At 35.3% G+C, this 24008-nt stretch carries 25 protein-coding genes and 1 other annotated feature; of the genes, 2 read left to right on the top strand and 23 right to left on the bottom strand.

Annotated features, from left to right (window positions below; genetic code table 11):
* Positions 1–64 precede the first annotated feature (64 nt).
* From ACF91D_RS08450 to ACF91D_RS08550, 21 genes are all read right to left on the bottom strand, one after another.
* Positions 65–673, bottom strand: a complete 609-nt coding sequence (locus tag ACF91D_RS08450; RefSeq protein ID WP_107526760.1) for a class I SAM-dependent methyltransferase — start codon at positions 671–673, stop codon at positions 65–67.
* 258 nt (positions 674–931) lie between these two features.
* Positions 932–1300: a 50S ribosomal protein L7/L12 gene (gene rplL / locus ACF91D_RS08455; RefSeq protein WP_042737963.1), complete on the bottom strand. Its 369-nt coding sequence runs from the start codon at positions 1298–1300 to the stop codon at positions 932–934.
* Positions 1301–1337: 37 nt separating this feature from the next.
* Positions 1338–1844, bottom strand: a complete 507-nt coding sequence (gene rplJ, locus ACF91D_RS08460) for a 50S ribosomal protein L10 (RefSeq protein ID WP_107512001.1) — start codon at positions 1842–1844, stop codon at positions 1338–1340.
* Positions 1845–1914: 70 nt separating this feature from the next.
* Positions 1915–2062 (bottom strand) — a sequence feature (ribosomal protein L10 leader region).
* A gap of 98 nt (positions 2063–2160) precedes the next feature.
* Positions 2161–2850, bottom strand: coding sequence for a 50S ribosomal protein L1 (gene rplA, locus ACF91D_RS08465; RefSeq protein WP_042737961.1), 690 nt, complete (start codon positions 2848–2850; stop codon positions 2161–2163).
* A 228-nt stretch (positions 2851–3078) separates the two neighbouring features.
* Positions 3079–3501: a 50S ribosomal protein L11 gene (gene rplK, locus ACF91D_RS08470; protein WP_042737960.1), complete on the bottom strand. Its 423-nt coding sequence runs from the start codon at positions 3499–3501 to the stop codon at positions 3079–3081.
* A 606-nt stretch (positions 3502–4107) separates the two neighbouring features.
* Positions 4108–4656, bottom strand: coding sequence for a transcription termination/antitermination protein NusG (gene nusG / locus ACF91D_RS08475; protein WP_042737959.1), 549 nt, complete (start codon positions 4654–4656; stop codon positions 4108–4110).
* Positions 4657–4670: 14 nt separating this feature from the next.
* Positions 4671–4850: a preprotein translocase subunit SecE gene (secE, locus tag ACF91D_RS08480; protein ID WP_042737958.1), complete on the bottom strand. Its 180-nt coding sequence runs from the start codon at positions 4848–4850 to the stop codon at positions 4671–4673.
* Positions 4851–4978: 128 nt separating this feature from the next.
* Complete coding sequence (gene rpmG / locus ACF91D_RS08485; protein ID WP_082039164.1) at positions 4979–5122, bottom strand: 50S ribosomal protein L33; 144 nt, start codon at positions 5120–5122, stop codon at positions 4979–4981.
* A gap of 134 nt (positions 5123–5256) precedes the next feature.
* Positions 5257–5745 carry a sigma-70 family RNA polymerase sigma factor gene (locus ACF91D_RS08490; RefSeq protein ID WP_157946365.1) on the bottom strand — a complete coding sequence of 163 codons (489 nt, stop codon included), beginning with the start codon at positions 5743–5745 and terminating at the stop codon, positions 5257–5259.
* Between the two features lie 152 nt (positions 5746–5897).
* Positions 5898–6425, bottom strand: a complete 528-nt coding sequence (locus ACF91D_RS08495; RefSeq protein ID WP_107526762.1) for an NYN domain-containing protein — start codon at positions 6423–6425, stop codon at positions 5898–5900.
* Positions 6422–7171 (bottom strand): 23S rRNA (guanosine(2251)-2'-O)-methyltransferase RlmB, encoded by a 750-nt coding sequence (gene rlmB / locus ACF91D_RS08500; RefSeq protein ID WP_107526763.1) that lies wholly within the window; start codon positions 7169–7171, stop codon positions 6422–6424. The genes ACF91D_RS08495 and rlmB overlap by 4 nt, the downstream gene beginning before the upstream one ends.
* Positions 7172–7175: 4 nt before the next feature.
* Positions 7176–7565 (bottom strand): Mini-ribonuclease 3, encoded by a 390-nt coding sequence (locus ACF91D_RS08505; protein WP_042737955.1) that lies wholly within the window; start codon positions 7563–7565, stop codon positions 7176–7178.
* Position 7566: 1 nt separating this feature from the next.
* On the bottom strand, positions 7567–8967 hold the full coding sequence (gene cysS, locus ACF91D_RS08510) for a cysteine--tRNA ligase (RefSeq protein WP_042737954.1): 1401 nt from the start codon (positions 8965–8967) through the stop codon (positions 7567–7569).
* Complete coding sequence (cysE, locus tag ACF91D_RS08515) at positions 8951–9592, bottom strand: serine O-acetyltransferase (RefSeq protein ID WP_042738251.1); 642 nt, start codon at positions 9590–9592, stop codon at positions 8951–8953. Before cysE ends, cysS begins: the two co-directional genes overlap by 17 nt.
* Before the next feature lie 349 nt (positions 9593–9941).
* Positions 9942–11396: a glutamate--tRNA ligase gene (gene gltX, locus ACF91D_RS08520; RefSeq protein ID WP_042737953.1), complete on the bottom strand. Its 1455-nt coding sequence runs from the start codon at positions 11394–11396 to the stop codon at positions 9942–9944.
* A gap of 425 nt (positions 11397–11821) precedes the next feature.
* Positions 11822–12880 (bottom strand): PIN/TRAM domain-containing protein, encoded by a 1059-nt coding sequence (locus tag ACF91D_RS08525; protein WP_107526764.1) that lies wholly within the window; start codon positions 12878–12880, stop codon positions 11822–11824.
* Positions 12881–12948: 68 nt separating this feature from the next.
* Positions 12949–14319, bottom strand: a complete 1371-nt coding sequence (gene radA, locus ACF91D_RS08530; RefSeq protein WP_042737951.1) for a DNA repair protein RadA — start codon at positions 14317–14319, stop codon at positions 12949–12951.
* Positions 14320–14765: 446 nt separating this feature from the next.
* Positions 14766–17228 (bottom strand): ATP-dependent Clp protease ATP-binding subunit, encoded by a 2463-nt coding sequence (locus tag ACF91D_RS08535; protein WP_042737950.1) that lies wholly within the window; start codon positions 17226–17228, stop codon positions 14766–14768.
* Positions 17229–17241: 13 nt separating this feature from the next.
* Complete coding sequence (locus ACF91D_RS08540; RefSeq protein ID WP_042737949.1) at positions 17242–18252, bottom strand: protein arginine kinase; 1011 nt, start codon at positions 18250–18252, stop codon at positions 17242–17244.
* Positions 18245–18796, bottom strand: coding sequence for a UvrB/UvrC motif-containing protein (locus tag ACF91D_RS08545; protein ID WP_042737948.1), 552 nt, complete (start codon positions 18794–18796; stop codon positions 18245–18247). The genes ACF91D_RS08540 and ACF91D_RS08545 overlap by 8 nt, the downstream gene beginning before the upstream one ends.
* A 21-nt stretch (positions 18797–18817) precedes the next feature.
* Complete coding sequence (locus ACF91D_RS08550; protein ID WP_042737947.1) at positions 18818–19279, bottom strand: CtsR family transcriptional regulator; 462 nt, start codon at positions 19277–19279, stop codon at positions 18818–18820.
* 157 nt (positions 19280–19436) lie between these two features.
* Here ACF91D_RS08550 and ACF91D_RS08555 point away from each other — a divergent pair, with 157 nt between their 5' ends.
* Positions 19437–20651, top strand: a complete 1215-nt coding sequence (locus ACF91D_RS08555; RefSeq protein WP_042737946.1) for a NupC/NupG family nucleoside CNT transporter — start codon at positions 19437–19439, stop codon at positions 20649–20651.
* A gap of 48 nt (positions 20652–20699) precedes the next feature.
* On the opposite strand, the gene pdxT is transcribed toward ACF91D_RS08555, so the two are convergent.
* A complete protein-coding gene (pdxT, locus tag ACF91D_RS08560; RefSeq protein WP_042737945.1) occupies positions 20700–21275 on the bottom strand; it encodes a pyridoxal 5'-phosphate synthase glutaminase subunit PdxT in 576 nt (191 codons plus the stop codon).
* Between the two features lies 1 nt (position 21276).
* Positions 21277–22164 carry a pyridoxal 5'-phosphate synthase lyase subunit PdxS gene (pdxS, locus tag ACF91D_RS08565; RefSeq protein WP_042737944.1) on the bottom strand — a complete coding sequence of 296 codons (888 nt, stop codon included), beginning with the start codon at positions 22162–22164 and terminating at the stop codon, positions 21277–21279.
* Between the two features lie 99 nt (positions 22165–22263).
* On the opposite strand from pdxS, the gene pdxR reads away from it, so the two are divergent.
* The gene (gene pdxR, locus ACF91D_RS08570; RefSeq protein ID WP_107589869.1) at positions 22264–23661 is read left to right on the top strand and encodes a MocR-like pyridoxine biosynthesis transcription factor PdxR; all 1398 of its coding nucleotides are present in this window, start codon (positions 22264–22266) and stop codon (positions 23659–23661) included.
* Positions 23662–24008 lie beyond the last annotated feature (347 nt).

Here is a 24008-nt window from a genome sequence, read left to right on the forward strand (position 1 = left end):
AAGTACACACTTATTGAACATAAATTTTTACATTCTATAACTATATCAGAAGCAGACATTTTAATCAACCTTTTACACTTCTTAAAATGTAATAACCTTTACTTTTTTCTACTACTTCAACATTATCGAATGTTTCTTGCATTTTCTTTTTTGCTGATGGCATACCTTGCTTTTTTTGTATAACTACATAAAGCTCGCCATCTTGTTTCAATTTACTATAAGCGTCATTTAAAATACCATGGACCACTGATTTCCCAGCTCTTATCGGCGGATTCGTTAAAATAAAGTCAAATGCTTGATCTTCAACTTGGGATAACCCATCGCTTTCTGCTATCTCCACATTATCAATATGATTTTTCTGTTGATTTCTTTTCGCTAATGCTAGCGCACGGTGATTAACATCTACCATCGTAATTTCATGATGCGGGGATACCTTTGCAATCATTAAACCAATCGGGCCATAACCGCAACCAACATCTAATATATGTTTTGTAGGTCCTGGGGGATGTGCATTTAAAAAAGTTCTTACCAATAAGTCAGACCCAAAGTCGATTTTCCCTTTAGAAAAAACACCTGCATCTGTAATTAGCTCAATGTCATGGTTGTTGTAGGAGTATGTAAAAAGTGACTCATCACTTTCTACTTCAGGATTTTCATCATAATAATGACTCATGACTACACCTCATTTAATCTTTTATTCTTAGATTAATACTATACCCTTTTCGCTGAGTATAAAAGTCATTACTGAATTATCCTCAAATCATAGATATAGACAAAATAAGACAAAACCCCGATATTACAATAACGGGGTTTTCATTTCTCAAAGATTTCAAGTTTCAACGTAACTTAAATCTCGTCACTTTAGTTAGTGATAAACTAAGCAACATTATAAACTTGCAATATATAATTATTAACTGTTAGCCAGCAAGAATTATTTTAATTCTACTGTAGCGCCAACTTCTTCTAAAGCTTCTTTAAGTTTTTCAGCTTCTTCTTTAGCTAAACCTTCTTTAACAACTTTAGGAGCTCCGTCAACTAATTCTTTAGCGTCTTTTAATCCTAAGCCAGTTGCTTCTTTAACAGCTTTAACAACTTTGATTTTAGATGAACCAGCAGAAGTTAATTCTACGTCGAATTCTGTTTTCTCTGCTGCTGCGTCTGCGCCGCCTGCTGCACCTGCTGCTGCTACTGGAGCTGCTGCAGTTACACCAAATTCTTCTTCGATTGCTTTAACTAAGTCGTTTAATTCTAAAACTGACATTTCTTTAATTGCTTCAATGATTTGTTCTTGATTAGCCATTTTAATATTCCTCCGTTTTTTTAATTATTATGCGCAATTATTCAGCGCTTTCTTCGTTTTCTTTGTTTTCTCCAACAGCTTTAACTGCATATGCGAAGTTGCGGACTGGAGCTTGTAATACAGATAATAGCATAGAAACAAGTCCTTCGTGTGATGGTAATGTACCAACTGTGTTAACTTCTTCAGCTGAAATAACTGCACCTTCCATAACACCAACTTTAATTTCTAAAGCTTCATGTTCTTTAGCGAATTTAGCAAGTACTTTAGCTGGAGCAACTACATCTTCAGTTGAAGTAGCAACCGCTGTAGGACCTACTAAGTGCTCATCTAAACCTTCGATACCAGCTTGTTCAGCTGCACGACGAACCATAGTGTTTTTCAATACTTTGTATTCAACACCAGCTTCACGTAATTGTGAACGTAATTCAGTTACTTCAGCAACGCTAAGACCACGATAGTCAACGATTACTGTTGATACTGAATTTTTAAGTTGTTCAGCAATTGTATCAACTTGTTGTTTTTTTGATTCGATGATAGCAGACATTTAGACACCTCCATAAATTTTATTTGGTGCTTTTAATCTTGAGTCGACTAAGATGTATTATCTCGTCTATCCCTCAATAAAAAAAGCACTTTCTACCCATGGCAAAAAGTGCTTGAAAGTTCTAAAATAATCACGTTCAAGTCAATTTTAGCCTCGGTAGGATCGTGTTTTAAGTTATTACTAACTCCTACTGTCTTAGGTAAAATAATACATACATCAATATAAACCTTATATTGTGTTATGTCAATATTAAATTTCAAGACTACTGCAAAATTGCCTTAGTCTTGAAATTTATTTTTATAGCATGAGGTGGATATTAGAAAGTTGAAGCGTCAACTTTAACTCCAGGTCCCATTGTTGTAGTAACTGTGATTGATTTGAAGTAAGTACCTTTAGCAGAAGATGGTTTAGCTTTAGCTAATACATCTTGTAAAGTCTTCAAGTTTTCAACAAGTTTGTCAGTATCAAATGATGTTTTACCAATTGATGCATGAACAATACCTGATTTTTCAGCGCGGTATTCAACTTTACCAGCTTTGATTTCTTCAACAGCTTTTTTAACGTCCATTGTAACTGTTCCAGTTTTAGGGTTTGGCATTAAACCTTTAGGTCCTAATACACGACCTAATTTACCAACTTCACCCATCATGTCTGGTGTAGCTACTACTACGTCAAAGTCGAACCAACCTTGTTGGATTTTTTCTACGTATTCACCTTCGCCAACGAAGTCTGCACCAGCAGCTTCAGCTTCAGATGCTTTATCACCTTTTGCGAATACTAATACACTTTGTGACTTACCAGTACCATTTGGTAATACTACTGCGCCACGGATTTGTTGATCATTTTTACGAGTATCGATACCTAAACGGAATGCAACTTCAACAGATGCATCAAAGTTAGCGATACTTGTTTCTTTAGCTAGTTCAACAGCTTCTTCAACAGAATATTGTTTTTGGCGGTCGATTTTGCTAGCTACTTCTTGATATCTTTTGCTTTTTTTAGCCATTTCATGTTCCTCCTTTAGTGGTTTTAGCGGAATTTCCTCCCACGTTTACTTGCTTTTGCAAGTTAAGAGCAGATAACAGTGAGGTTTAAAAGTGTTATTTTATCGTAGGAATTGCTTCCATAATAAATGACATTTCACCTCATATTACGACAATATTGAACGCTGTCATCATGTTTGTCATTATCTGTCATCTGCTTCTATACGTCTATCTATAAATCATTACTTTAATTATTGAACTGTGATACCCATGCTGCGTGCAGTACCTTCGATAATACGCATAGCTGCTTCTTCGTCAGCAGCATTTAAATCTTGCATTTTTGAGTTAGCAATTTCACGCACTTGATCTTTAGTTACTGTAGCAACTTTGTTTTTGTTTGGTTCGCCAGAACCTTTTTCAATACCAGCTGCTTTTTTAAGTAATACTGGAGCTGGTGGTGTTTTAGTTACGAATGTAAATGAACGATCTTCATATACACTGATTTCAACTGGGATGATTAAACCTGCATCCTCTTGCGTACGTGCGTTGAATTCCTTACAGAATCCCATAATGTTCACACCTGCTTGACCTAATGCCGGACCAACTGGTGGTGCTGGATTTGCTTTACCTGCAGGAATTTGTAATTTAACTACTTTTTCTACTTTTTTAGCCACGATGTGCACCTCCTTGATATCGTGATGTGGTCACAGGACTAAGTTTTGCCCTCCCACTCTTCTACATTTCGTGACGAAATGAACGCTCTAAAAGCGCGACCACAGTATTATAACATCAAACTATATATTAAATCAATAGTTAATTTTTAGAACACCTTAGACATTTTATGGCTTAGGTGTTCTTATGCATGAGCTTGCTCTTGTATTCCTTCTCCTACCTTAGACATTTTATGTCTTAGGTGTTCTTATACATGAGCTTGCTCTTGTATTCCTTCTTCTACCTTAGACATTTTATGTCTTAGGTGTTCTTATGCAAGAGCTTGCTCTTGTATTCCTTCTCCTACCTTAGACATTTTATGTCTTAGGTGTTCTTATGCATGAGCTTGCTCTTGTATTCCTTCTCCTACCTTAGACATTTTATGTCTTAGGTGTTCTTATGCATGAGCTTGCTCTTGTATTCCTTCTCCTACCTTAGACATTTTATGTCTTAGGTGTTCTTATGCAAGAGCTTGCTCTTGTATTCCTTCTTCTACCTTAGACATTTTATGTCTTAGGTGTTCTTATGCATGAGCTTGCTCTTGTATTCCTTTTTCTACCTTAGCTATTTTATAGCTTTTCTATTTGATCAAATTCAACTTCTACTGGTGTTTCTCTACCGAACATGTCTACAAGTACTGTTAATTTATACTTTTCAACTTCAATTTCTTGAACTTCACCGACTTGGTTCGCAAATGGTCCTGATTTAATTCTCACTTGTTCACCTAAATCAATTTGTACATCAACAGTTTTTTCTTTCATGCCCATTTGTTTTAAGATGAAACGCGCTTCCTCTGGTAACAGTGGGTTTGGCTTAGAACCAGCACCTGCCGAACCAACAAAGCCAGTAACACCTGGCGTATTTCTAACGATATACCATGATTCATCAGTCATAACAAGTTCGACTAATACATAACCAGGGAATGTTTTTTTAGTAAGTGTTTTTGCTTTACCTTCTTTTACTTGTGTTTCTTCTTCTTCCGGTATCACAACTCTGAATATTTGCTCTGTCATATTCATAGATTCAACACGTTTTTCTAAATTTTGCTTAACTTTATTTTCATACCCAGAATAAGTATGCACAGCATACCAACGCTTTGCGCCAACTTCTTCAGACATGTCGTCACTCCTATCTATTTGATTAACTCTATAATTTTACCAATTCCTAAGTCTAAGGCATAGAAGAACACTAAGAAAAATACTACTGTAGCTACAACAATGACTGTGTACTTAAACAATTCTTCTTTGGTTGGCCAACTTGTCTTTTCCATTTCTGACTTAACGCCTTGGAAGAAATTTTCTTTTTTAGCCATTTATAAGACCTCCGTGTGATTTCTTTATTCCCTATTTGCTTATTTCCTTACTACAAAACCAAGCAAACATAACACCTTATCTTAGTCGGTATTTATTCACTCGATTAACTTTCATCACATTGCTAACTTTACTTTGATTCCTTATGCAAGGTATGTGCATTACACCTTGGACAATACTTTTTCAATTCCAATCTAGATGTAAGATTACTTTGCTTTGGAACATTATAATTTCTGTTTCCACAAACTTCACAACTTAGTGGTACTTTTTTCATTTTACTCACCCAACTCATTATAATACCAATCTACTATACATAACATACAAGTCAATTGTCAATTGTCATCACAATAGGTCAAGCACATACTCATTGCCTAATTTCACCTTTAAAATATATACATATTTACAAATTCAAACTTGTAAATGTGGCTTGAGTTTCATTTTACAACGTTGAATTGCATTGTAAACTACTTTAACTTCAATATTTAAAATGTGAGCAATTTCTTTAGGCTTATAGTCTCGAAATGCAAGTTGCATAATTTTTCGTTCTAGCGTTGTACAATCAGCTAAACGTTTGTGTAGCATGGATATACTATCTTTAGTTATTAAATCCAACTCTAGTTTAGAACTTGCTGTGGGCGTACTGTACTTCACGATGTGTTCTCGAACAAGAGATTCTTGTCGTTTCAATCGTTTCACTTTGCCTCGGATATAGTCACATTTAGCATGCTTTATAATACGATTAATATAGTGCTCTAGTGGTATATTACGTTCAAAATCAAAGCAATTCAGGGCGAGGAATATTTTCAAAAGTATTTCCTGGCATATATCTTCACGATCGTTTGGATGAATAGAAAAATGATTTATCCTTTGAATAATATGTGTTCTCGTTTGTTCCAAAATACAATTCACCGAATGGCTAGTTAAAATAACGTTTTCGTATTGTATACACTTATTAACATTGGTGTTCTCTTGCATTCATGTATCCTTTCTTAACTTAAATGATTAAGCACAGGATACAGCGGACAAATAATAAAAAGCAACTTGCCATATTATTCTTTATTATTATTGCCTCGTCTTAGTTTTTCAAATTCTTCTAATATTTCATTTGAAAGTTCAATTCGAGTTCGTGGCTTTTGCTCATTGAACCCTTCAAGTTCCTTCGAGACAGTGATTTCGTTTTCCTTTAAATCTCGCCACATTTCTCTTGAAGAAATTCGGTATGCACCAGTACCAAAGATAGCGTGTTGTTCGCTCATATCACTGGTTACAACAGTGATATGACGTGTGTGTTTATCATATAAATCATACACATATCGCTCAATATAACTATCCGCGGTTTCCTTTTCCTTCGTAAAAATTACTTTAACCCCATGATACATATATTCAGAATGTGCACCTGCTTGTTCATAAGCATCAAAGACACATACTACTTCGTCAGCAATTACCGCATTATAATTAGCAATTGCAGTTAACAACTGTTCACGCGCTTCTTCTAAATTTTCTTTCGATAATCGGCTAAGTTCTTGAGACTGCCCAATCATATTGTAACCATCGACAATCAAGTAGCGATCCTTCATGTCTGATCTCCAATCTGATTTCGCTTACGATATACCTCATACATCATTAAGCTAGCGGCCACTGAGGCATTCAAACTATTGACATGACCTACCATTGGAATTTTAATATAAAAGTCGCATTTATCTTTTACAAGTCGACTCATTCCTTGTCCTTCACTACCAATCACAATAGCTAAAGGCATTGCCGCATCCATCTCTCTATAATCTGTAGCATTCTCCGCTTCTGTACCAACGACCCAATAACCATTTTCCTTCAATGTTTCAATCGTCTGCGCTAAATTTGTCACCCTCATGACCGGGACATGTTGAATGGCACCTGTTGACGCCTTTGCTACCGTTTGAGTTAACGCTACCGAACGCCTTTTAGGTATAATCACACCGTCAACACCTGAGGCATCAGCCGTTCTTAGAATAGACCCTAAGTTGTGCGGATCTTCTAAACCATCCAATATTAATACTGTAGATAATGTTTCTTTGTTCCTTTGTTCTGATAAAAATGCATCAAAATCAGCATACTCGTACGGTGCAATATAAGCTGCTACACCTTGGTGAGGTGCATCAGATAAGTTGTCAATTTTAGACTTCGGTACACTTTGGACAATGATTTTCTTATTATTCGCTTGTTTTAAAATCTCATTTATTTGTCCTTTTTTAATCGTATCTTGTATTAATATTTTATTAATTGTATGACCAGATACGATTGCTTCCTTTACCGCATGGCGTCCTACTATTACGATATCTTCCACAGTATCACTTCCTTTCATCTACACATTGAACAATATATTGCAACAATGCTTGTAATCTATCGTGTTCCTTTTCCAAATACAAATAACCAATGACCGCTTCTAGACCTGAACTTTTTCTATATGTTTGAATATCTGTATTTTTAGCCTTAGTATAACTTTTAGCATTTCTACCTCTGCGCACAACATCAAGCTCTACATCAGTAAACCAGTCAGCTTCAGTCAGTTGTTCTAATGTTTGCGCCTGACTTTTAGCAGAAACATAACGTTTTGCTTCTTGGTGTAAACGATTGGGTTTAGCTTTAAGTTTCAATACAATATACTCTCTTACATGCTGATCTAACACTGCGTCACCCATATATGCTAATGTAAGTGGATTTAATAATTTATTATCCATGTTAGCCTCGCTTAAATCTCACACCTTGTGCAGTATCTTCTAAAATGATATTTTGCGCTTTTAATTCATCACGAATTTCATCTGCACGTGCAAAGTCTTTATTTTTTCTCGCAGTATTACGCTCTTCAATCAATGCTTCTATGTCAGCATCTAATAATACATCTGATTCTTTTCCTTTAAGTGGTACACCTAATACATCACTAAATATTTGGTATACTTCTTTAAAACGATTTAATACAGTGCTAGAAGTAGTGTTTTCTAATACATATTTGTTTGCTAATTTTGCTAAATCATACCATGCTGTGATTGCATTAGCCGTATTGAAATCATCATTCATAACTGTTTCAAATTGTTCAAGCACTTTATCGATTGCTTCGCTATATTCTGATTGCTCGATAACATCCGTTGCAATTGCTTCTCTTTCCACTATAGCTTCATAGCTATTTCTGATACGTTCCAAACCACTTTTCGCTGCTTCTACAAGTTCCATATTATAATTAATTGGACTTCTGTAATGGACACTAATCATAAAGAAACGTAGCACATCAGGATCAATTTGTTTGATGATGTCATGTACTAACACGAAATTACCTAATGATTTACTCATTTTCTCATTATCAATATTTATAAAGCCATTATGCATCCAATATGTTGCAAATGGTGCATGGTTGTGTGCTTCTGATTGTGCAATTTCATTCTCATGGTGTGGGAATTGTAAATCACTACCGCCAGCATGAATATCAATAGTAGCACCTAATTCGTGATAAGCCATAACTGAACATTCAATATGCCATCCTGGTCTTCCTTCACCAAACGGACTATCCCAACTGATTTCACCTGGCTTCGCCTTCTTCCATAACGTAAAGTCTAAGGCATCCTCTTTCTGTTCACCTTGTTCAATACGAGCGCCAACTTTCAAATCATTTAATGACTGATGACTTAATTTACCATAACCTTCAAACTTTCTTGTTCTAAAGTAAACGTCTCCTCCACTTTCATATGCATAACCTTCATCAACTAACTCTTTAATAAATTGAATAATATCGTCCATGTGATTCATTACACGTGGATTAGAAGTGGCTTGTTTAACATTTAATGCCCCTACATCTTCATGGAATGCTTTGATATAACGGTCAGCAATATCTGGTACTGGTTCGTTTAATTCTTGCGAACGTTTGATTAACTTATCATCAACATCGGTGAAGTTTGAGACATATATCACTTCATATCCTTGATATTCAAAGTATCTTCTTACTACATCATAATTGATAGCTGGTCTTGCATTCCCAATGTGAATATAGTTATAGACAGTAGGTCCACAAACATACATTTTAACCTTACCTGGTTCAATAGGCTTAAACGTCTCTTTTTGACGTGTGAGCGTATTATATAATGTAATCATCTTGTATCTCTCCATTTCTCGTTTTCTCAAGTTGTTTCTCTAATTCTTTTAATTGCTCGTAAATTGGATCTGGTAAATTTCTATGGTCAAATGTTTTACCAATACGTTTACCATCTTGCTTTACAATATGTCCCGGTATACCAACTACAGTAGAATAGCTCGGTACAGACTCTAACACAACTGAATTGGCACCAATATTTACGTCAGATTCAATCTTGATATTACCTAACACTTTAGCACCAGCTGCAATTAATACATTATCTCCAATGTCTGGATGACGCTTACCTTTTTCTTTACCCGTACCACCTAATGTCACACCTTGATATATAGTAACATTATCTCCAATACGACAAGTCTCTCCAATGACTACCCCCATACCGTGGTCGATAAATAATCGTTTACCTATTTGTGCGCCTGGGTGAATTTCTATCCCTGTAAAAAATCGTGCTACTTGTGAAATCAATCTCGCCGTAACAAATTTTTTCCTTTTATATAATTCATGTGCGATTAAATGACTCCAAACTGCATGTATGCCCGCATAAGAAGTAACAACTTCCAATGTACTACGTGCTGCTGGATCTTGTTCAAACACCATATTTATATCATCTTTTATCCGTTTCAAAATCTTAAACAAGATTGCTACCTCCCTATCAAAAAAGCACCTCTAACACATTTGTTAGAGGCGCTTTTGCACGGTTCCACTCTCATTTTCTATAAGCTAACGCCTTATATTGTGTAAATACTACAATAATTATAGACTACTTATATTCTCGTCAATGCTAATTCAATTCTAAACACAAAGGTGCATTCAATAATTACAATGATGTGCTCACAGCAACCGCACACTCTCTGTACATTGATGGTTATCTACTAATCCTTCGCTAATTCAATTCTAATCATATGCCGTTTAGTGTTATTTTTCAAGTGAAAATTTACTGCTATACGATGTTTACACAGCTAAAAAATACTTTGACTTAAACGTATTTCTTTAATCGTGATAACACTTTGTCTTTACCTAGCACTTCAATCGTGTTTGGTAATTCAGGTCCATGCATTTGTCCTGTAACAGCAACACGGATTGGCATAAATAATTGCTTACCTTTAATACCTGTTTCCTTTTGAACAGCTTTGATTGTTTGTTTAATTTCTGCTGCTTCAAATGGCTCAAGCGCCTCAAGTTTACTGTATAAGTGCGACATTAATTCAGGAACTTGTTCACCATCGATAACTTCTTGCTCATCTGCACCTAATACTTGTTCGTCACGGAAGAACAGTTCAGATAATGGTACAATTTCACCTGCGTAGCTCATTTCTTTTTGATAAAGTGCAACTAATTTACGTCCCCAAGCTAATTCTGACTCACTTGGATTTTCAGGAAGTAATTCTGCTTTAATCAAATGAGGTAGAGCAAGTTCGAATACTGTATTAGTATCCTTTTGTTTCATATATTGATTATTAACCCATGCTAATTTCTGTTTGTCGAAAAATGCTGGAGATTTTGATAAACGCTTTTCATCAAATATCTTAATAAACTCTTCTGGTGAATAAATTTCATCTTCACCTTCTGGAGACCAACCTAATAATGTAATAAAGTTGAATAACGCTTCTGGTAAATATCCAAGATCACGATACTGCTCAATAAATTGTAAGATTTGACCGTCTCTCTTACTTAATTTTTTGCGCTCTTCATTTACTATTAATGACATATGTGCAAAACGTGGTGCTTCCCAGCCGAATGTTTCATAAATCATCAATTGCTTTGGTGTATTAGAAATGTGGTCATCCCCACGAATTACGTCAGAGATTTCCATATAGTGGTCGTCTACTGCAACTGCAAAGTTATATGTTGGCACACCATCTTTTTTGACGATAACCCAATCTCCAATATTATTTGAATCAAATGAAATTTCACCTTTAACCATGTCATCAAATGAGAAAGTTGTGTCCTTTGGTACACGGAAACGAATTGATGGCTTACGACCTTCTGCTTCAAATTGTTGGCGCTCTTCTTCAGTTAAGTGGGCATGTTTACCACCGTAACGAGGCATTTCACCACGTTCAATTTGTTGTTGACGCTCTTCTTCTAACTCTTCTTCCGTCATGTAACATTTATACGCCTTATCTTCGTCTAACAGTTGTTGAATAAGTGGATTGTAAATTTCAGCACGCTCAGATTGGCGATATGGCCCATATCCTTTGTCTTTATCTATAGACTCATCCCATTCAATACCTAACCATTTTAAATTTTCAAATTGAGATGATTCACCATCAGTAAGGTTACGCTTACTATCTGTATCTTCAATTCGAATCACAAAATCTCCATCATAATGTTTAGCAAATAGATAGTTAAATAATGCAGTTCTTGCATTACCAATATGCAAATAACCTGTCGGACTTGGTGCATATCTGACTCTTACACGATCACTCATTATGTTCACTCCTGTTTAATAATTTAGTATTTGTTAATACTCACTTGTATTCTAAAATTTATTCTGAACACACATTAAAAATAGTTAAACGTAACAGAAGACTAGTAACATTTACTTCTACAACACGTTCAACCATTATCAATTTGTTTATTCATTCGCTTAATTATCATAGCATGATGAATTTCAAAGTGCCACTATACACTTAATACTAAGTTTTAATTTAGAAACACAACCCTACTACGATACATAACAATACAATTTCGCTATCTATTGTAGCACTTTCAAGGTTATTATGGTATCACTCTGCTTAAATTCCCCTGTAATTCCTCTTACAAGTAGCAATAATAGGACACAATAACAATAAAAGGTTTGATGTGAAATTGTAACAACCTATGCTACACTTTCACATCAAACCTTCAAGAAAATTAAGCCAGTTTTTTTGCAAAGATAATTCTTCCAGAAGAAGTTTGCAATAAACTAATGACTTCTATATTTATATGTTCACCAACATGTTTTTTAGCATTATCAACAACGACCATCGTACCATCATCTAAATAACCTACAGCTTGTCCAGGTTCTTTTCCCATCTTGGTTAACAACAAACTGAATTGATCTCCCTGATGTACAGAAGGTTTAATCGCTTCTGATAAGTCATTGACATTTAATGCTTGAATCCCATGGACATGACATACTTTATTTAAATTGAAATCCGTCGTAATAATATGTGCTCTATAATGTTGTGCTAACTTTATCAACATAGCATCGATATCACTATGAGATTTAGTTGGGTGAATGATTCGAGTCGGATATTTAGTATCATACAAACTATTTAAAATATCTAAACCACGTTGTCCTTTTTCCCTTTTTACACTATCGTTTGCGTCTGCAATTACTTGCAACTCATTAATCACACCTTGAGGAATTAAGATTTCCCCATCAATAAAACCACATTCAATAATATCTAATATTCTACCATCGATGATTGCACTTGTATCAATCACTTTAGGTACAGCATTGCGTGCATTGATTGACATTGAACGCGCCATATTTTCCGGTAAAAACAATAGCATTTCATCACGCTTTCTAAGTCCAAACTGAAACCCTAAATAACCCAGAATAATTGTCACAATAACAGGCACAAAATGATTTAATACTGTATTCCCAATAATTTGGAAAATAAATGAAATCATTACTGAAATTAACAAACCAATAATTAATCCGATTGTTGCAAATAGAATTTCAATGGCACTTCTACGCATAATAGCCTGTTCAAGCTCTTTCATAGCTAATGTTGCTTTACCTATAAACCATCCAAATATTAAAAAGAATATAACAATACCTAACAAACCATTAAAATAGTTGTTAGTGAGTAGTGTGAATTTACTCAAACCTGCATCAACAATGATTTCTGGTATGAGATACACACCTAAACTTGCACCGAGTATAACGTAGCACAAGATAACAATAAGCCTTAACACGTTCAAGTTTAACTCTCCTCTCTCAAGAAAATCATACAGATTCCCAATTATGGTTATCTGTATGTTTTAGAAATTTACTGTTTGTTAATAGCATACTTCAATGCTTCATGTACACTTTTAACACCTATTACCTTTATGCCTTCTGGGAATTGCCAACCGCCAATATTCGTTTCCGGAATAATAACTCTTTTAAATCCGAGTTTAGCCGCTTCTTGAACACGCTGTTCTATACGCGATACTCTTCTCACTTCGCCAGTCAAACCTACTTCACCTATAAAGCAATCTAAACCATCAACAGCCAAATCTTTAAAGCTCGACGCTGTTGCAACGATTATCCCTAAATCGACGGCAGGTTCAGTCAATCGAACACCGCCTGCAACTTTAATATATGCATCTTGTTGCTGTAAAAGATAATTCTCCTTTTTTTCTAACACTGCCATAAGAAGGCTAAGTCTATTATGGTCTATCCCTGTTGCCATTCTTCTAGGGTTATTAAATGTTGTGGGCGTCACTAACGCCTGCACTTCAATTAATAATGGTCTAGTGCCTTCCATGGTCGAAACTATGGTCGAACCTGGAACATTGGTAGAACGTTCCTCTAAAAACATTTCTGAAGGATTCTTAACACCTTTCAACCCACTTTGTTTCATTTCAAAAATACCCATCTCATTTGTCGAACCGAATCTATTTTTCACAGCTCGCAATATGCGGTATGCGTGATGTTCATCACCTTCGAAATAAAGCACTGTATCCACCATATGCTCTAACAAACGAGGTCCAGCAATTTGCCCTTCCTTCGTCACATGTCCAACGATAAAAGTCGCGATATTCATCTGCTTTGCGATATTCATCAAACTTTGTGTACTTTCTCTGACTTGGGATACCGAACCTGGTGCCGAATTAATTTCAGGATGGAATATTGTTTGAATTGAATCCACAACGAGCAAATCCGGCTTCAATTGTTTAACAGTTTCGTGAATGACTTCTAAATCTGTTTCAGCAAATACATTGAGCTGACTTGAATCTTCATCTAATCTTTCAGCTCTTAATTTAGTTTGGTTGAGTGATTCCTCACCTGTTATATAGAGTACATTATAGGATTGCGATAAAGCCGCACATACTTGTAGTAACAATGTTGACTTCCCAATACCAGGATCCCCACCGATGAGCACTAACGAACCATTAACGATTCCACCACCAAGCACTCTGTTAAATTCAGCTGATTTGCTGATAATTCTAGGTGTATTCTCATGTTGAATATCATTTAATTTTTGTACCTTTGCAACATTATCACGGCTACGCACGCCATGTTTAGGACTCGCTGCCTTTTGTTCAACGATTTCCTCCATCTGATTCCAGCCACCACAATTCGGACATTTCCCCATCCATTTAGGCGACTGATACCCACATGCCATACATTCAAAAATCACTTTCTTTTTGGCCAAATTCGCACCTCCAACTTTCTATGAACAAATCTATTTTAAACCTCTACTTGCTTAATGACAAACTTTATTCTCATTCCATTTATTTTTTGAACAATTACTATATTATTTATAGTATTTCTATTTATGATATTCATTTTCGCAGAAAGTTATTTTAATAAGTTACCACGTTATCACGTGTTGTGCCAACTATATATAAGTTCTTTGCATTAATTAATTTCACTCATGTTGATAATAAGTCTATATGAATTGCCTAGTTTCATGTCAAGGCAACATCGACAAAGCTTCATCGATATCTTAAATCTTTCACCATTTTGTGCATTTTAAATTTTAAAAAAAGAAAAGTGACTAACCAATTTCATAATCACAGGAAATTAGCTAGTCACTTCTTTAGTATATCGTACAGCTAAATTATAGTCATTCACTATAATTGTACTGCACATTAAGCTTTACGATTCAGTTGTTTCTTTATCTTGTTCTGTTGGAACTCTATCAGTTATATCATACTTATATTCTTTTCCATCGTAATCAATATTTACGTTTTTACCTTCAATTTGATTACCGTCTAAGATTAATTCACTCAAATTATCTTCAACTGTTTTTTGAATTGCACGAATTAGAGGTCTTGCACCATATTCTGGATCATAACCTTCTTCAGCAATTTTTTCTTTCGCAGCTTCAGTTACGTGAATATTGATATCTTGTTCAGACAAACGATTTGTCAATTTATTCACCATCATTGTAACGATTTCTTTTAATTCGTCTTTAGATAGTTTATGGAATACGATAATATCATCAACACGGTTTAAGAATTCTGGACGGAAAGCATTTTTTAATTCTTTCATCATCGTCTTGCGAATTGTTTCATAATCTTCACCTTCTGATGCGCCACCAAAACCAGCAAAGCGTTGATCTTGTAATTCTTGTGCACCGACGTTTGAAGTCATAATGATTACCGTATTTCGGAAGTCAACACGACGACCTTTAGTATCTGTTAAATGTCCATCATCTAATACTTGTAATAAGATATTGAAGACATCAGGATGTGCTTTCTCAATTTCATCGAATAAGATAACTGAATAAGGTTTACGTCTTACTTTTTCTGTTAATTGACCACCATCATCATGACCTACATAGCCTGGAGGTGCTCCGACTAAACGACTCACAGCATGTTTCTCCATGAACTCACTCATATCAACACGAATCATCGCGTCATCTTCACCAAACATTGACTCAGCCAATGCTCGAGCAAGTTCTGTCTTACCTACACCTGTTGGTCCTAAGAAGATAAAGCTACCAATTGGACGTTTAGGATCTTTCAATCCTGCACGAGCACGTCTCACAGCTTTACTAATAGAATTAACAGCGTCTTTTTGACCGATAACTCTTTCATGAAGTGTACCTTCTAAGTTTAATAGACGATCAGATTCAGTTTCGTTAATTTTTGTTAATGGAATACCAGTCCAACCAGCGATAACTTCACCGATATCATCTTCTGAAAGTGAAGTATTTTCACCGTTTTGTGTGTTTTTCCATTTATTCTTAGCATCTTCATATTGTTTTTCTAATTTAGTTTGTTTATCGCGAAGATTAGCTGCATTTTCAAATTCTTGAGCATGAACAGCTGCATCTTTTTCATTTTTCACTTGTTCAATTTCTTGCTCGATTTCTTTTAAGTTAGGTGGTGTTGTATGACTTTTAAGTCTAACTTTTGAACTTGCTTCATCAATTAAGTCAATTGCTTTATCTGGTAAGAAACGATCAGATACATAACGGTCACTTAATTTAGCAGCTGATACAAGTGCTTGATCTGAAATCGTAATGCGGTGATGCGCTTCATAGCGATCACGTAAACCTTTTAAGATTTCAATTGTATCTTCTACTGTTGGCTCATCAACTTGCACAGGTTGGAAACGACGTTCTAGCGCAGCATCCTTTTCAATGTTCTTACGATATTCGTCTAATGTTGTCGCACCGATACATTGTAGTTCTCCACGTGCAAGTGCTGGTTTTAAGATGTTTGATGCATCAATTGCACCTTCTGCACCACCTGCACCTACTAGTGTATGCAACTCATCGATGAATAAGATAACGTTACCAGCTTGATGAATTTCTTCCATAACTTTTTTCAAGCGCTCTTCAAATTCACCACGGTATTTTGTTCCGGCAACAACTGTACCCATATCTAGTGACATGACACGTTTGCCTTTCAATGTTTCAGGTACTTCATTGTTAACGATTGCTTGTGCTAAACCTTCTGCAATTGCAGTTTTACCTACACCTGGTTCACCAATTAATACTGGATTATTCTTTGTACGACGACTTAATACTTCAATAACTCTAGTGATTTCTTTATCTCTACCAATAACAGGATCTAAAGTGCCATCCTTTGCAATTACTGTTAAGTCACGTGCAAGTCCATCGAGTGTTGGTGTGTTATTTGATTTATTTGCTTGTGCATTTTTATTACTCATTTCTGGACTACCTAAAGCTTTCACAACTTGCGCGCGTGCTTTTGTAATATTTAAATCTAAGTTTGCAAATACGCGAGCAGCGACACCTTCATTTTCACGAATTAAACCAAGTAAAATATGTTCAGTGCCGACAAAGTTATGATGTAACTTTCTAGCTTCATCCATTGATAATTCAATTACTTTCTTCGCTCTTGGTGTGTAATGTAACGCACCCATTTGCTCTTGTCCTTGCCCTATAAGCTTTTCAACTTCTTCTACTACCTTTTCTTCAGTAATATCAAAGGATTCTAAGACTTTAGCAGCAATACCTTCTGGTTCTTTCATTAAACCTAAAAGTAAGTGCTCTGTTCCAATATTTGAATGATTTAATCGAATTGCTTCCTCTTGGGCGTGTGCTAATACGCGTTGCGCACGCTCTGTCAATCTACCAAATAGCATATAACATGACCTCCTAAACGATATGTTCTCTCAATATATCCGCTCTTTTTTCATTCACGGTTCTCTCGTCTTCTTCATCTAATAAGAATGGTGATTGTATCGCAATCATCAACTCATTAAATTTGAAGTCTTTCAATTCAATATAGCCTAAATCAATGCCAAGTTTCACTTCACTTAATCTTAACGAAGCTTCCTCCATTGATATGAGTCTACTATATTTCAAAATTCCTAACGATCGATAAACTCTATCTAACGTTTCCGTATGATTATGTTCATTTAATCGTTCACGAATCTGTAATTCTTCATTTATAATTTGTTGAACCACTTCAGTTAAACTCTCAATTATTGCTTCTTCATTTTTACCTAATGTCAATTGATTCGAAATTTGGTATATATGACCATAAACTTGAGAGCCTTCCCCATATATACCCCTAATCGTAAAACCAAATCTATTAATCGTTTGAGCAATACGATTCATTCGTTTCATTATCGATAATCCTGGTAAATGCAACATCACACTTGCTCTCATACCCGTTCCGATATTTGTAGGACAAGTTGTGAGATAACCTAGGTGTTCATCAAAGCTAATATCAACTGCCTTATCAAGTTCGTCATCTAAATGAGATGCTTTCTCGAAAAGTGATTTCAATGATAAATCATTACCCATCGCTTGTATACGAATATGATCTTCTTCGTTTACCATTACACTAAGCGACTCATCATCATTGAGTAATACCGCTGAAGCTGGCTGTCTTATTAACTCTGGACTTATAAGATGTTTCGCAACAAGTTTATACTTGCTCTGTTGATCCATCGTATCCAAACGTTGAATCGACAAATCTGGAAGCGCATCTTGTACCTCATTTATCACTCTAAATCCATCTTGTTCTGATGGAAACATAAGTGGGTGCACATGATTCTCTAAATTTCTTGCCAAACGAATCCTCGATGACATGACAACTGGACTTTCCTCTTTATCACGCATCCATTCACTCATATAAGGACTAATATAATCTTTACTCATCGCGGCTCACCTCACTGTCCGCCTTTAGTGCCTTGATCTCATCTCGAACAACAGCTGCTTCTTCAAAGTTTTGCTCTTCGATTAACTTATTGAGGTGTTCTGACTTTTCCTCAATTTGTTTCTTTAATGCTAACTTTCTATATGATGAACGAGGTGTTTTCCCAGTGTGTTCAAATTGGCCACCTTGTACTCGTCGCACTATATCAACAATGTCATCTTTGAAAGTTGCATAACAGTCTGCACAACCAAATTTACCGACATGTGCGATATCTTTTAGTGTCATGCGACAAGTTGGACATCGTTTTGCTTCTTTAAAAGCTACTTCATCAAATTCAATTCCGTGTTTAGCTGCTAAATGCTGTAAAATTTGTTTAACAACAAATGCACCTTCAATATCATCTTGAGACTGAAGTTGTTGATTCTGCGTCCATGGATTTCCTCCCTGGGCACAAGTTGAACAAACCCATTTCTCATTCACGCCATCTTGTCCTTTAACTGCTAACTTAACTTCCGCTTCATTTAAATGACAATTCTCACATAGCACGACCAAACACCTCACTTTACTTTAATAATAATTAATCACAGGTAATAAACGTTTAAGAATATTTGCTCTGATAATATCTCTAGCAATTACATCCATCTTCAACGTTTCCCTATCAATAACTGCTTGAATCATTTTTGCTTCTCTCTCGTTGATATAAGATTTGTCTAACAAACCATCTATAATATAATACGCTTGTTGTTGTGAAATTGAAGGTCCAATTAATTGAAGTAGATGGTTAATATACCCAGTTTCATCTTTATTTTCAATTTTAGTGATTCGGATATAACCACCGCCACCTCGTTTACTTTCAATTTCATAACCATGTTCATTAGTAAAACGTGTTTTGATTACATAATTTAATTGCGAAGGCACACAGTCGAAACGTTGTGCAATATTTGCACGTTGGATTTCCACCACGTCTTCATTGGCGTCTTCAAATAATTTTTTAATGTACTGTTCTATGATGTCGGACATGTTGTGCATGATTATCACCTCTTTTGACCTTCTTTGACTATATTATATGACCAACTTTGACCTTTTTCAACCAATATGTTTGAAAAATTTTTGATTAATGATGTTCAGAGACTGATATTTTATTGTATTATAGGTATTAAGAAAAAATAAAAGGGATGAAAAAATTATGCACATTATCATTGGATTAATTGGAATTGCTGTATTTTTAGGACTAGCTTTCCTTTTTAGTTCTGACAAAAAGAAAGTACGTTGGCAATACGTTGGTCTGTTACTTGTTATTCAACTTGTATTTGCGTTTATTTTACTTAAAACTAAATTCGGTATTACAGTTATCGGCGCTATATCTGATGGATTCAATTATCTATTAGCTAAAGCTGCAGAAGGGGTTAATTTCGTTTTCGGCGGATTTGAATTCGTAGATCCTAAAAACCCACCTTTCTTCTTTAACGTGTTATTACCAATTGTATTTATTTCGGCACTAATCGGTATCTTACAATATACGAGAATCTTACCTTGGATTATTAATGTTTTAGGCTTAGCTATTTCTAAGATTAATGGAATGGGACGCTTAGAATCTTATAATGCAGTAGCTGCAGCAATCCTTGGACAATCAGAAGTGTTTATTTCACTGAAAAAGGAACTGGCACACATTCCAAGTCAACGTTTATATACATTGACTGCTTCAGCAATGTCGACTGTTTCTGCTTCAATCATCGGCGCGTATTTCACATTAATTGAACCACGCTATGTTGTTACGGCTGTTGTATTAAACTTATTTGGTGGTTTCATTATCGCTTCAATCATCAATCCTTACAAAGTTGATGCAAAGGAAGATAAATTAATCGTAGAAGAAAGTGAAGCTGGGAAACAATCTTTCTTCGAGATGCTAGGTGAATATATCCTTGATGGATTTAAAGTCGCAATTATCGTAGGTGCAATGTTAATTGGGTACATTGCTATCATTGCATTATTAAATGGGGTTGTTAGTGCTATCTTCACTGCAGTTAGTGGTGGTAGTATCACATGGGATTTCCAAACATTAATTGGGTTTGTTTTTGCGCCATTTGCATTCTTAATTGGCGTACCTTGGCACGATGCTGTACAAGCTGGTTCAATTATGGCAACTAAATTATTATCAAATGAATTCGTTGCAATGCAAAGCTTAAGTAAGACAAAGGAAATTAGTGATCACGCTAAAGGTGTAATCTCTGTATTCGTTGTTTCTTTTGCTAACTTTAGTTCAATTGGAATTATTTCTGGAGCTATAAAATCACTTAACAGTGAAAAAGGTGACGTAGTTGCACGTTTTGGCTTAAAATTACTTTTCGGTGCAACATTAGTATCATTTATTTCTGCAGCAATTGCAGGATTCTTCATTTAATAAACAACAAAAAGCAGTTTGGTTAATTTAACCAAACTGCTTTTTTTATTATACTTTTTCAACAGTAGTAGGTGCTACGATGTGATCAATAAAATATTGAGTGACTCTATAATCATCCGTTAATTCTGGATGGAATGAAACACCCAAATAACGTCCCTCTTGAACTGCCACTATTTTCTCACCCACAACACTTAACACTTTCGTTTCACCGTGAGCTTCTACAATATGAGGCGCTCTTATAAATACGCCTTCAATATCTTTCGCAATCCCAGCTACATCTAACTCACTTTCAAAGCTATCTACTTGTCTGCCAAATGAGTTACGTTCAACTGTTATATCTAATTTATTTAGGTAACCTTCCTCACCTACAATGTCTTGTGCTAACACAATTAAACCTGCACATGTGCCAAACATAGGTAAAGTAGATTGTTGTAACGCTTCTTTAAAACCGTATAAGTTCATCAATCGACGTAATGTAGTAGATTCGCCACCTGGTAAAATCAATCCGTCAATTTCTGCTAATTGCTCTACACGCTTTACAGCTACACCTTCATGTCCACTGAGTTCAATATGTCTGATATGCTCTCGCACAGCACCTTGCAATGCTAGTACACCAATTTTCATATTACCATCCACGCTCTTGCATACGTTCTTCTAATGATAATTCATTGATGTCTAGACCTTTCATTGCTGTGCCTAATTCTTTAGCTAGACGACCAATCAATTCATAATCTTGATAATGCGTTGTAGCTTGAACAATTGCTTTTGCAAATTTTTCAGGATCTTCTGATTTGAAAATACCAGAACCAACGAACACGCCATCCGCACCTAATTCCATCATTAATGCAGCATCTTGAGGAGTTGCTACACCACCTGCAGCAAAGTTAACTACTGGTAAACGACCATTGTCTTTAATTGCTTTTAAAACATCATATGGTGCTCCAATGTTTTTAGCCTCAGTCATAATTTCATCATCGTTCATTACAGTTAAACGACTAACTTCCGCATTTACTTGACGCATATGTCTCACTGCTTCAACGATATTTCCTGTACCTGGCTCACCTTTAGTACGTAACATCGCAGAACCTTCACCAATTCTTCTAGCAGCTTCTCCTAAATTACGGCAACCACATACAAATGGTACAGTGAATGCATCTTTACGTAAATGATACTCTTCGTCAGCTGGCGTTAAAACTTCAGATTCGTCGATATAGTCAACACCCATAGATTCTAGTACACGTGCTTCAGTAATATGACCGATACGTGCTTTTGCCATAACAGGAATTGAAACAGCATTCATAACTTCCTCTACAATTTTAGGATTAGCCATACGTGCTACACCACCTGCAGCTCTTATATCAGAAGGTACACGTTCTAATGCCATTACCGCAACGGCACCTGCTTCTTCTGCAATTTTAGCTTGTTCTGCATTAACAACGTCCATGATAACGCCGCCTTTTTGCATTTCAGCCATTCCTCTTTTTACTCTTTCTGATCCAGTAACTTTAGACATGAATAAATTACCCCTTTACTTAGTTGATTAAATTCATTTTAAAAGATAAACTGGTATTTAAAAAGGTACAATTTTAAAATATTTCAAGGGGTCAGTTAAATGCCTAATAAACATCTTTATCTCAATTTATATGAAAATTTAAAACAGCAAATCATCGAAGGCCAATACCAATCTAATGATAAATTTCCATCTAAGAGAGCTTTGAGCCAGCATCTATCAATCAGTCATACAACAATAGAACATGCATATCAACTACTTTTAGATGAAGGCTATATTTATTCCAAGCCGCGATCAGGATACTTCGTGTCCGACATCGAAACCTTACCTATTGTTAATCGCAATGCTACACATTTAAATGAATCACCCAATCAAACTATCTCATATCGTTCTAATGAAACTAGTAATAATGAAAATAACAATGAAACTTTGGCGTTTAACTTATCAGAAATAGATGCAGAATATTTTCCAATGAAACAATTTAGAAAATATGCTAGAGACGCCTTCGAAGATGATCAACTATCACTATTACAACGTACAAACCCAAAAGGAGAATGGCAATTGAGACAAGAAATTGCACATTACCTTTTTAATAGTCGTGGGGTAACGTGTCATCCAGAACAAATAATAATTGGGTCTTCAACTGAACAATTGATTAATTTAGTGACAGACATTCTAAATAAACCCCAATTTTATATTGAAAATCCGAGTTATCCCCCAATTAAAAAAATACTAGATAAAAAACAAATCAAATATAAACAAATTACAGTAGAAAAAACCGGTATTGCTTTAGAGGCATTTAAGAAATTCAATCACAATGTTGCATATGTTACGCCATCACATCAATTCCCTACTGGGTATGTAATGAATTTAAAAAAGCGTACCCAACTCATTCAATGGGCACAACAAAGTGAACAGCGTTATATAATTGAAGATGATTATGACTCGGAATTTCGTTACTTCGGCAAACCTATCCCAGCTTTACAAAGTTTAGATACTAAAGACAAAGTGATATATATCAGTACTTTTTCAAAATCTCTTTATCCAAGTTGTCGAATGGCGTATTTAGTACTCCCAAAAAATCTTTGTTCAAGATACGATACACTTTCCAATAAAGAAAGTAATACCGTCCCAACTCATTTGCAAAAAATGGTAGCTAGCTTTATGGAATCAGGTAGTTTTGAACGCCATTTAAATAAAATGAGGAAGGTATATAAGGCTAAATTGAAATTCATAATTGATGCACTCACACCTTACCAAGAACAATTAGAAGTCAACGGTGCATTTGCTGGCATGCATTTCACCTTAACAGTAAGAAATGGTCTTACATTAGACGAGTGCTTAAAGAGAGCAAAACAAAACAACCTAAAAATCATACCATTTAATGAATATGATCAAAACTTACAAGATGTAAAATTCATATTAGGATTCGGTGGAATCCAATTTTCAAAACTTGAAATTCACACACAAGCTTTAATTAAGACTTTAATTAAGAAATGATTAAAACAATAAAATAAATTGAGATTAGTAATACTTAAGTTAAGCGCTTAGGATATAAATAAAGAGACCTTACGGTTTCCTTTTGACTGTAAAGTACCACTTATTACAGTTGTTTTTATGACATTATATCTATTAATCTATGTATTAAAGATTTCTATTTTCTACCTTTTTAGTTTAGTGGTACTTATATAAGCGCTTTAGCGCTTATATTCCACTTACCCTACTCTTGCGGAACGTAAGTCTGCTACCATCGGCGCTAAGGCGCTTTTCTGACATGTAGCCAAGCGCTCGCATCTTTCCTCATTTTCTCTTTCTCCTCTTTCACTTACCACGTGTAAGTTCAAGTC

This window comes from Staphylococcus sp. 231237_7MaSpsaltlick, assembly GCF_043107035.1.

What these genes read in the sequence shown, in the direction of transcription:
- ACF91D_RS08450 (WP_107526760.1), bottom strand. Translation starts at nt 673, where the DNA reads ATGAGTCATTATTATGATGAAAATCCTGAAGTAGAAAGTGATGAGTCA.
- ACF91D_RS08495 (WP_107526762.1), bottom strand. Translation starts at nt 6,425, where the DNA reads ATGAAGGATCGCTACTTGATTGTCGATGGTTACAATATGATTGGGCAG.
- rplL (WP_042737963.1), bottom strand. Translation starts at nt 1,300, where the DNA reads ATGGCTAATCAAGAACAAATCATTGAAGCAATTAAAGAAATGTCAGTT.
- ACF91D_RS08555 (WP_042737946.1), top strand. Translation starts at nt 19,437, where the DNA reads ATGCACATTATCATTGGATTAATTGGAATTGCTGTATTTTTAGGACTA.
- ACF91D_RS08550 (WP_042737947.1), bottom strand. Translation starts at nt 19,279, where the DNA reads ATGCACAACATGTCCGACATCATAGAACAGTACATTAAAAAATTATTT.
- cysS (WP_042737954.1), bottom strand. Translation starts at nt 8,967, where the DNA reads ATGATTACATTATATAATACGCTCACACGTCAAAAAGAGACGTTTAAG.
- rplJ (WP_107512001.1), bottom strand. Translation starts at nt 1,844, where the DNA reads ATGTCTGCTATCATCGAATCAAAAAAACAACAAGTTGATACAATTGCT.
- ACF91D_RS08535 (WP_042737950.1), bottom strand. Translation starts at nt 17,228, where the DNA reads ATGCTATTTGGTAGATTGACAGAGCGTGCGCAACGCGTATTAGCACAC.
- nusG (WP_042737959.1), bottom strand. Translation starts at nt 4,656, where the DNA reads ATGTCTGAAGAAGTTGGCGCAAAGCGTTGGTATGCTGTGCATACTTAT.
- ACF91D_RS08540 (WP_042737949.1), bottom strand. Translation starts at nt 18,252, where the DNA reads ATGAGTAAAGATTATATTAGTCCTTATATGAGTGAATGGATGCGTGAT.
- rplA (WP_042737961.1), bottom strand. Translation starts at nt 2,850, where the DNA reads ATGGCTAAAAAAAGCAAAAGATATCAAGAAGTAGCTAGCAAAATCGAC.
- pdxS (WP_042737944.1), bottom strand. Translation starts at nt 22,164, where the DNA reads ATGTCTAAAGTTACTGGATCAGAAAGAGTAAAAAGAGGAATGGCTGAA.
- gltX (WP_042737953.1), bottom strand. Translation starts at nt 11,396, where the DNA reads ATGAGTGATCGTGTAAGAGTCAGATATGCACCAAGTCCGACAGGTTAT.
- pdxT (WP_042737945.1), bottom strand. Translation starts at nt 21,275, where the DNA reads ATGAAAATTGGTGTACTAGCATTGCAAGGTGCTGTGCGAGAGCATATC.
- ACF91D_RS08505 (WP_042737955.1), bottom strand. Translation starts at nt 7,565, where the DNA reads ATGGATAATAAATTATTAAATCCACTTACATTAGCATATATGGGTGAC.
- rpmG (WP_082039164.1), bottom strand. Translation starts at nt 5,122, where the DNA reads ATGAAAAAAGTACCACTAAGTTGTGAAGTTTGTGGAAACAGAAATTAT.
- pdxR (WP_107589869.1), top strand. Translation starts at nt 22,264, where the DNA reads ATGCCTAATAAACATCTTTATCTCAATTTATATGAAAATTTAAAACAG.
- secE (WP_042737958.1), bottom strand. Translation starts at nt 4,850, where the DNA reads ATGGCTAAAAAAGAAAATTTCTTCCAAGGCGTTAAGTCAGAAATGGAA.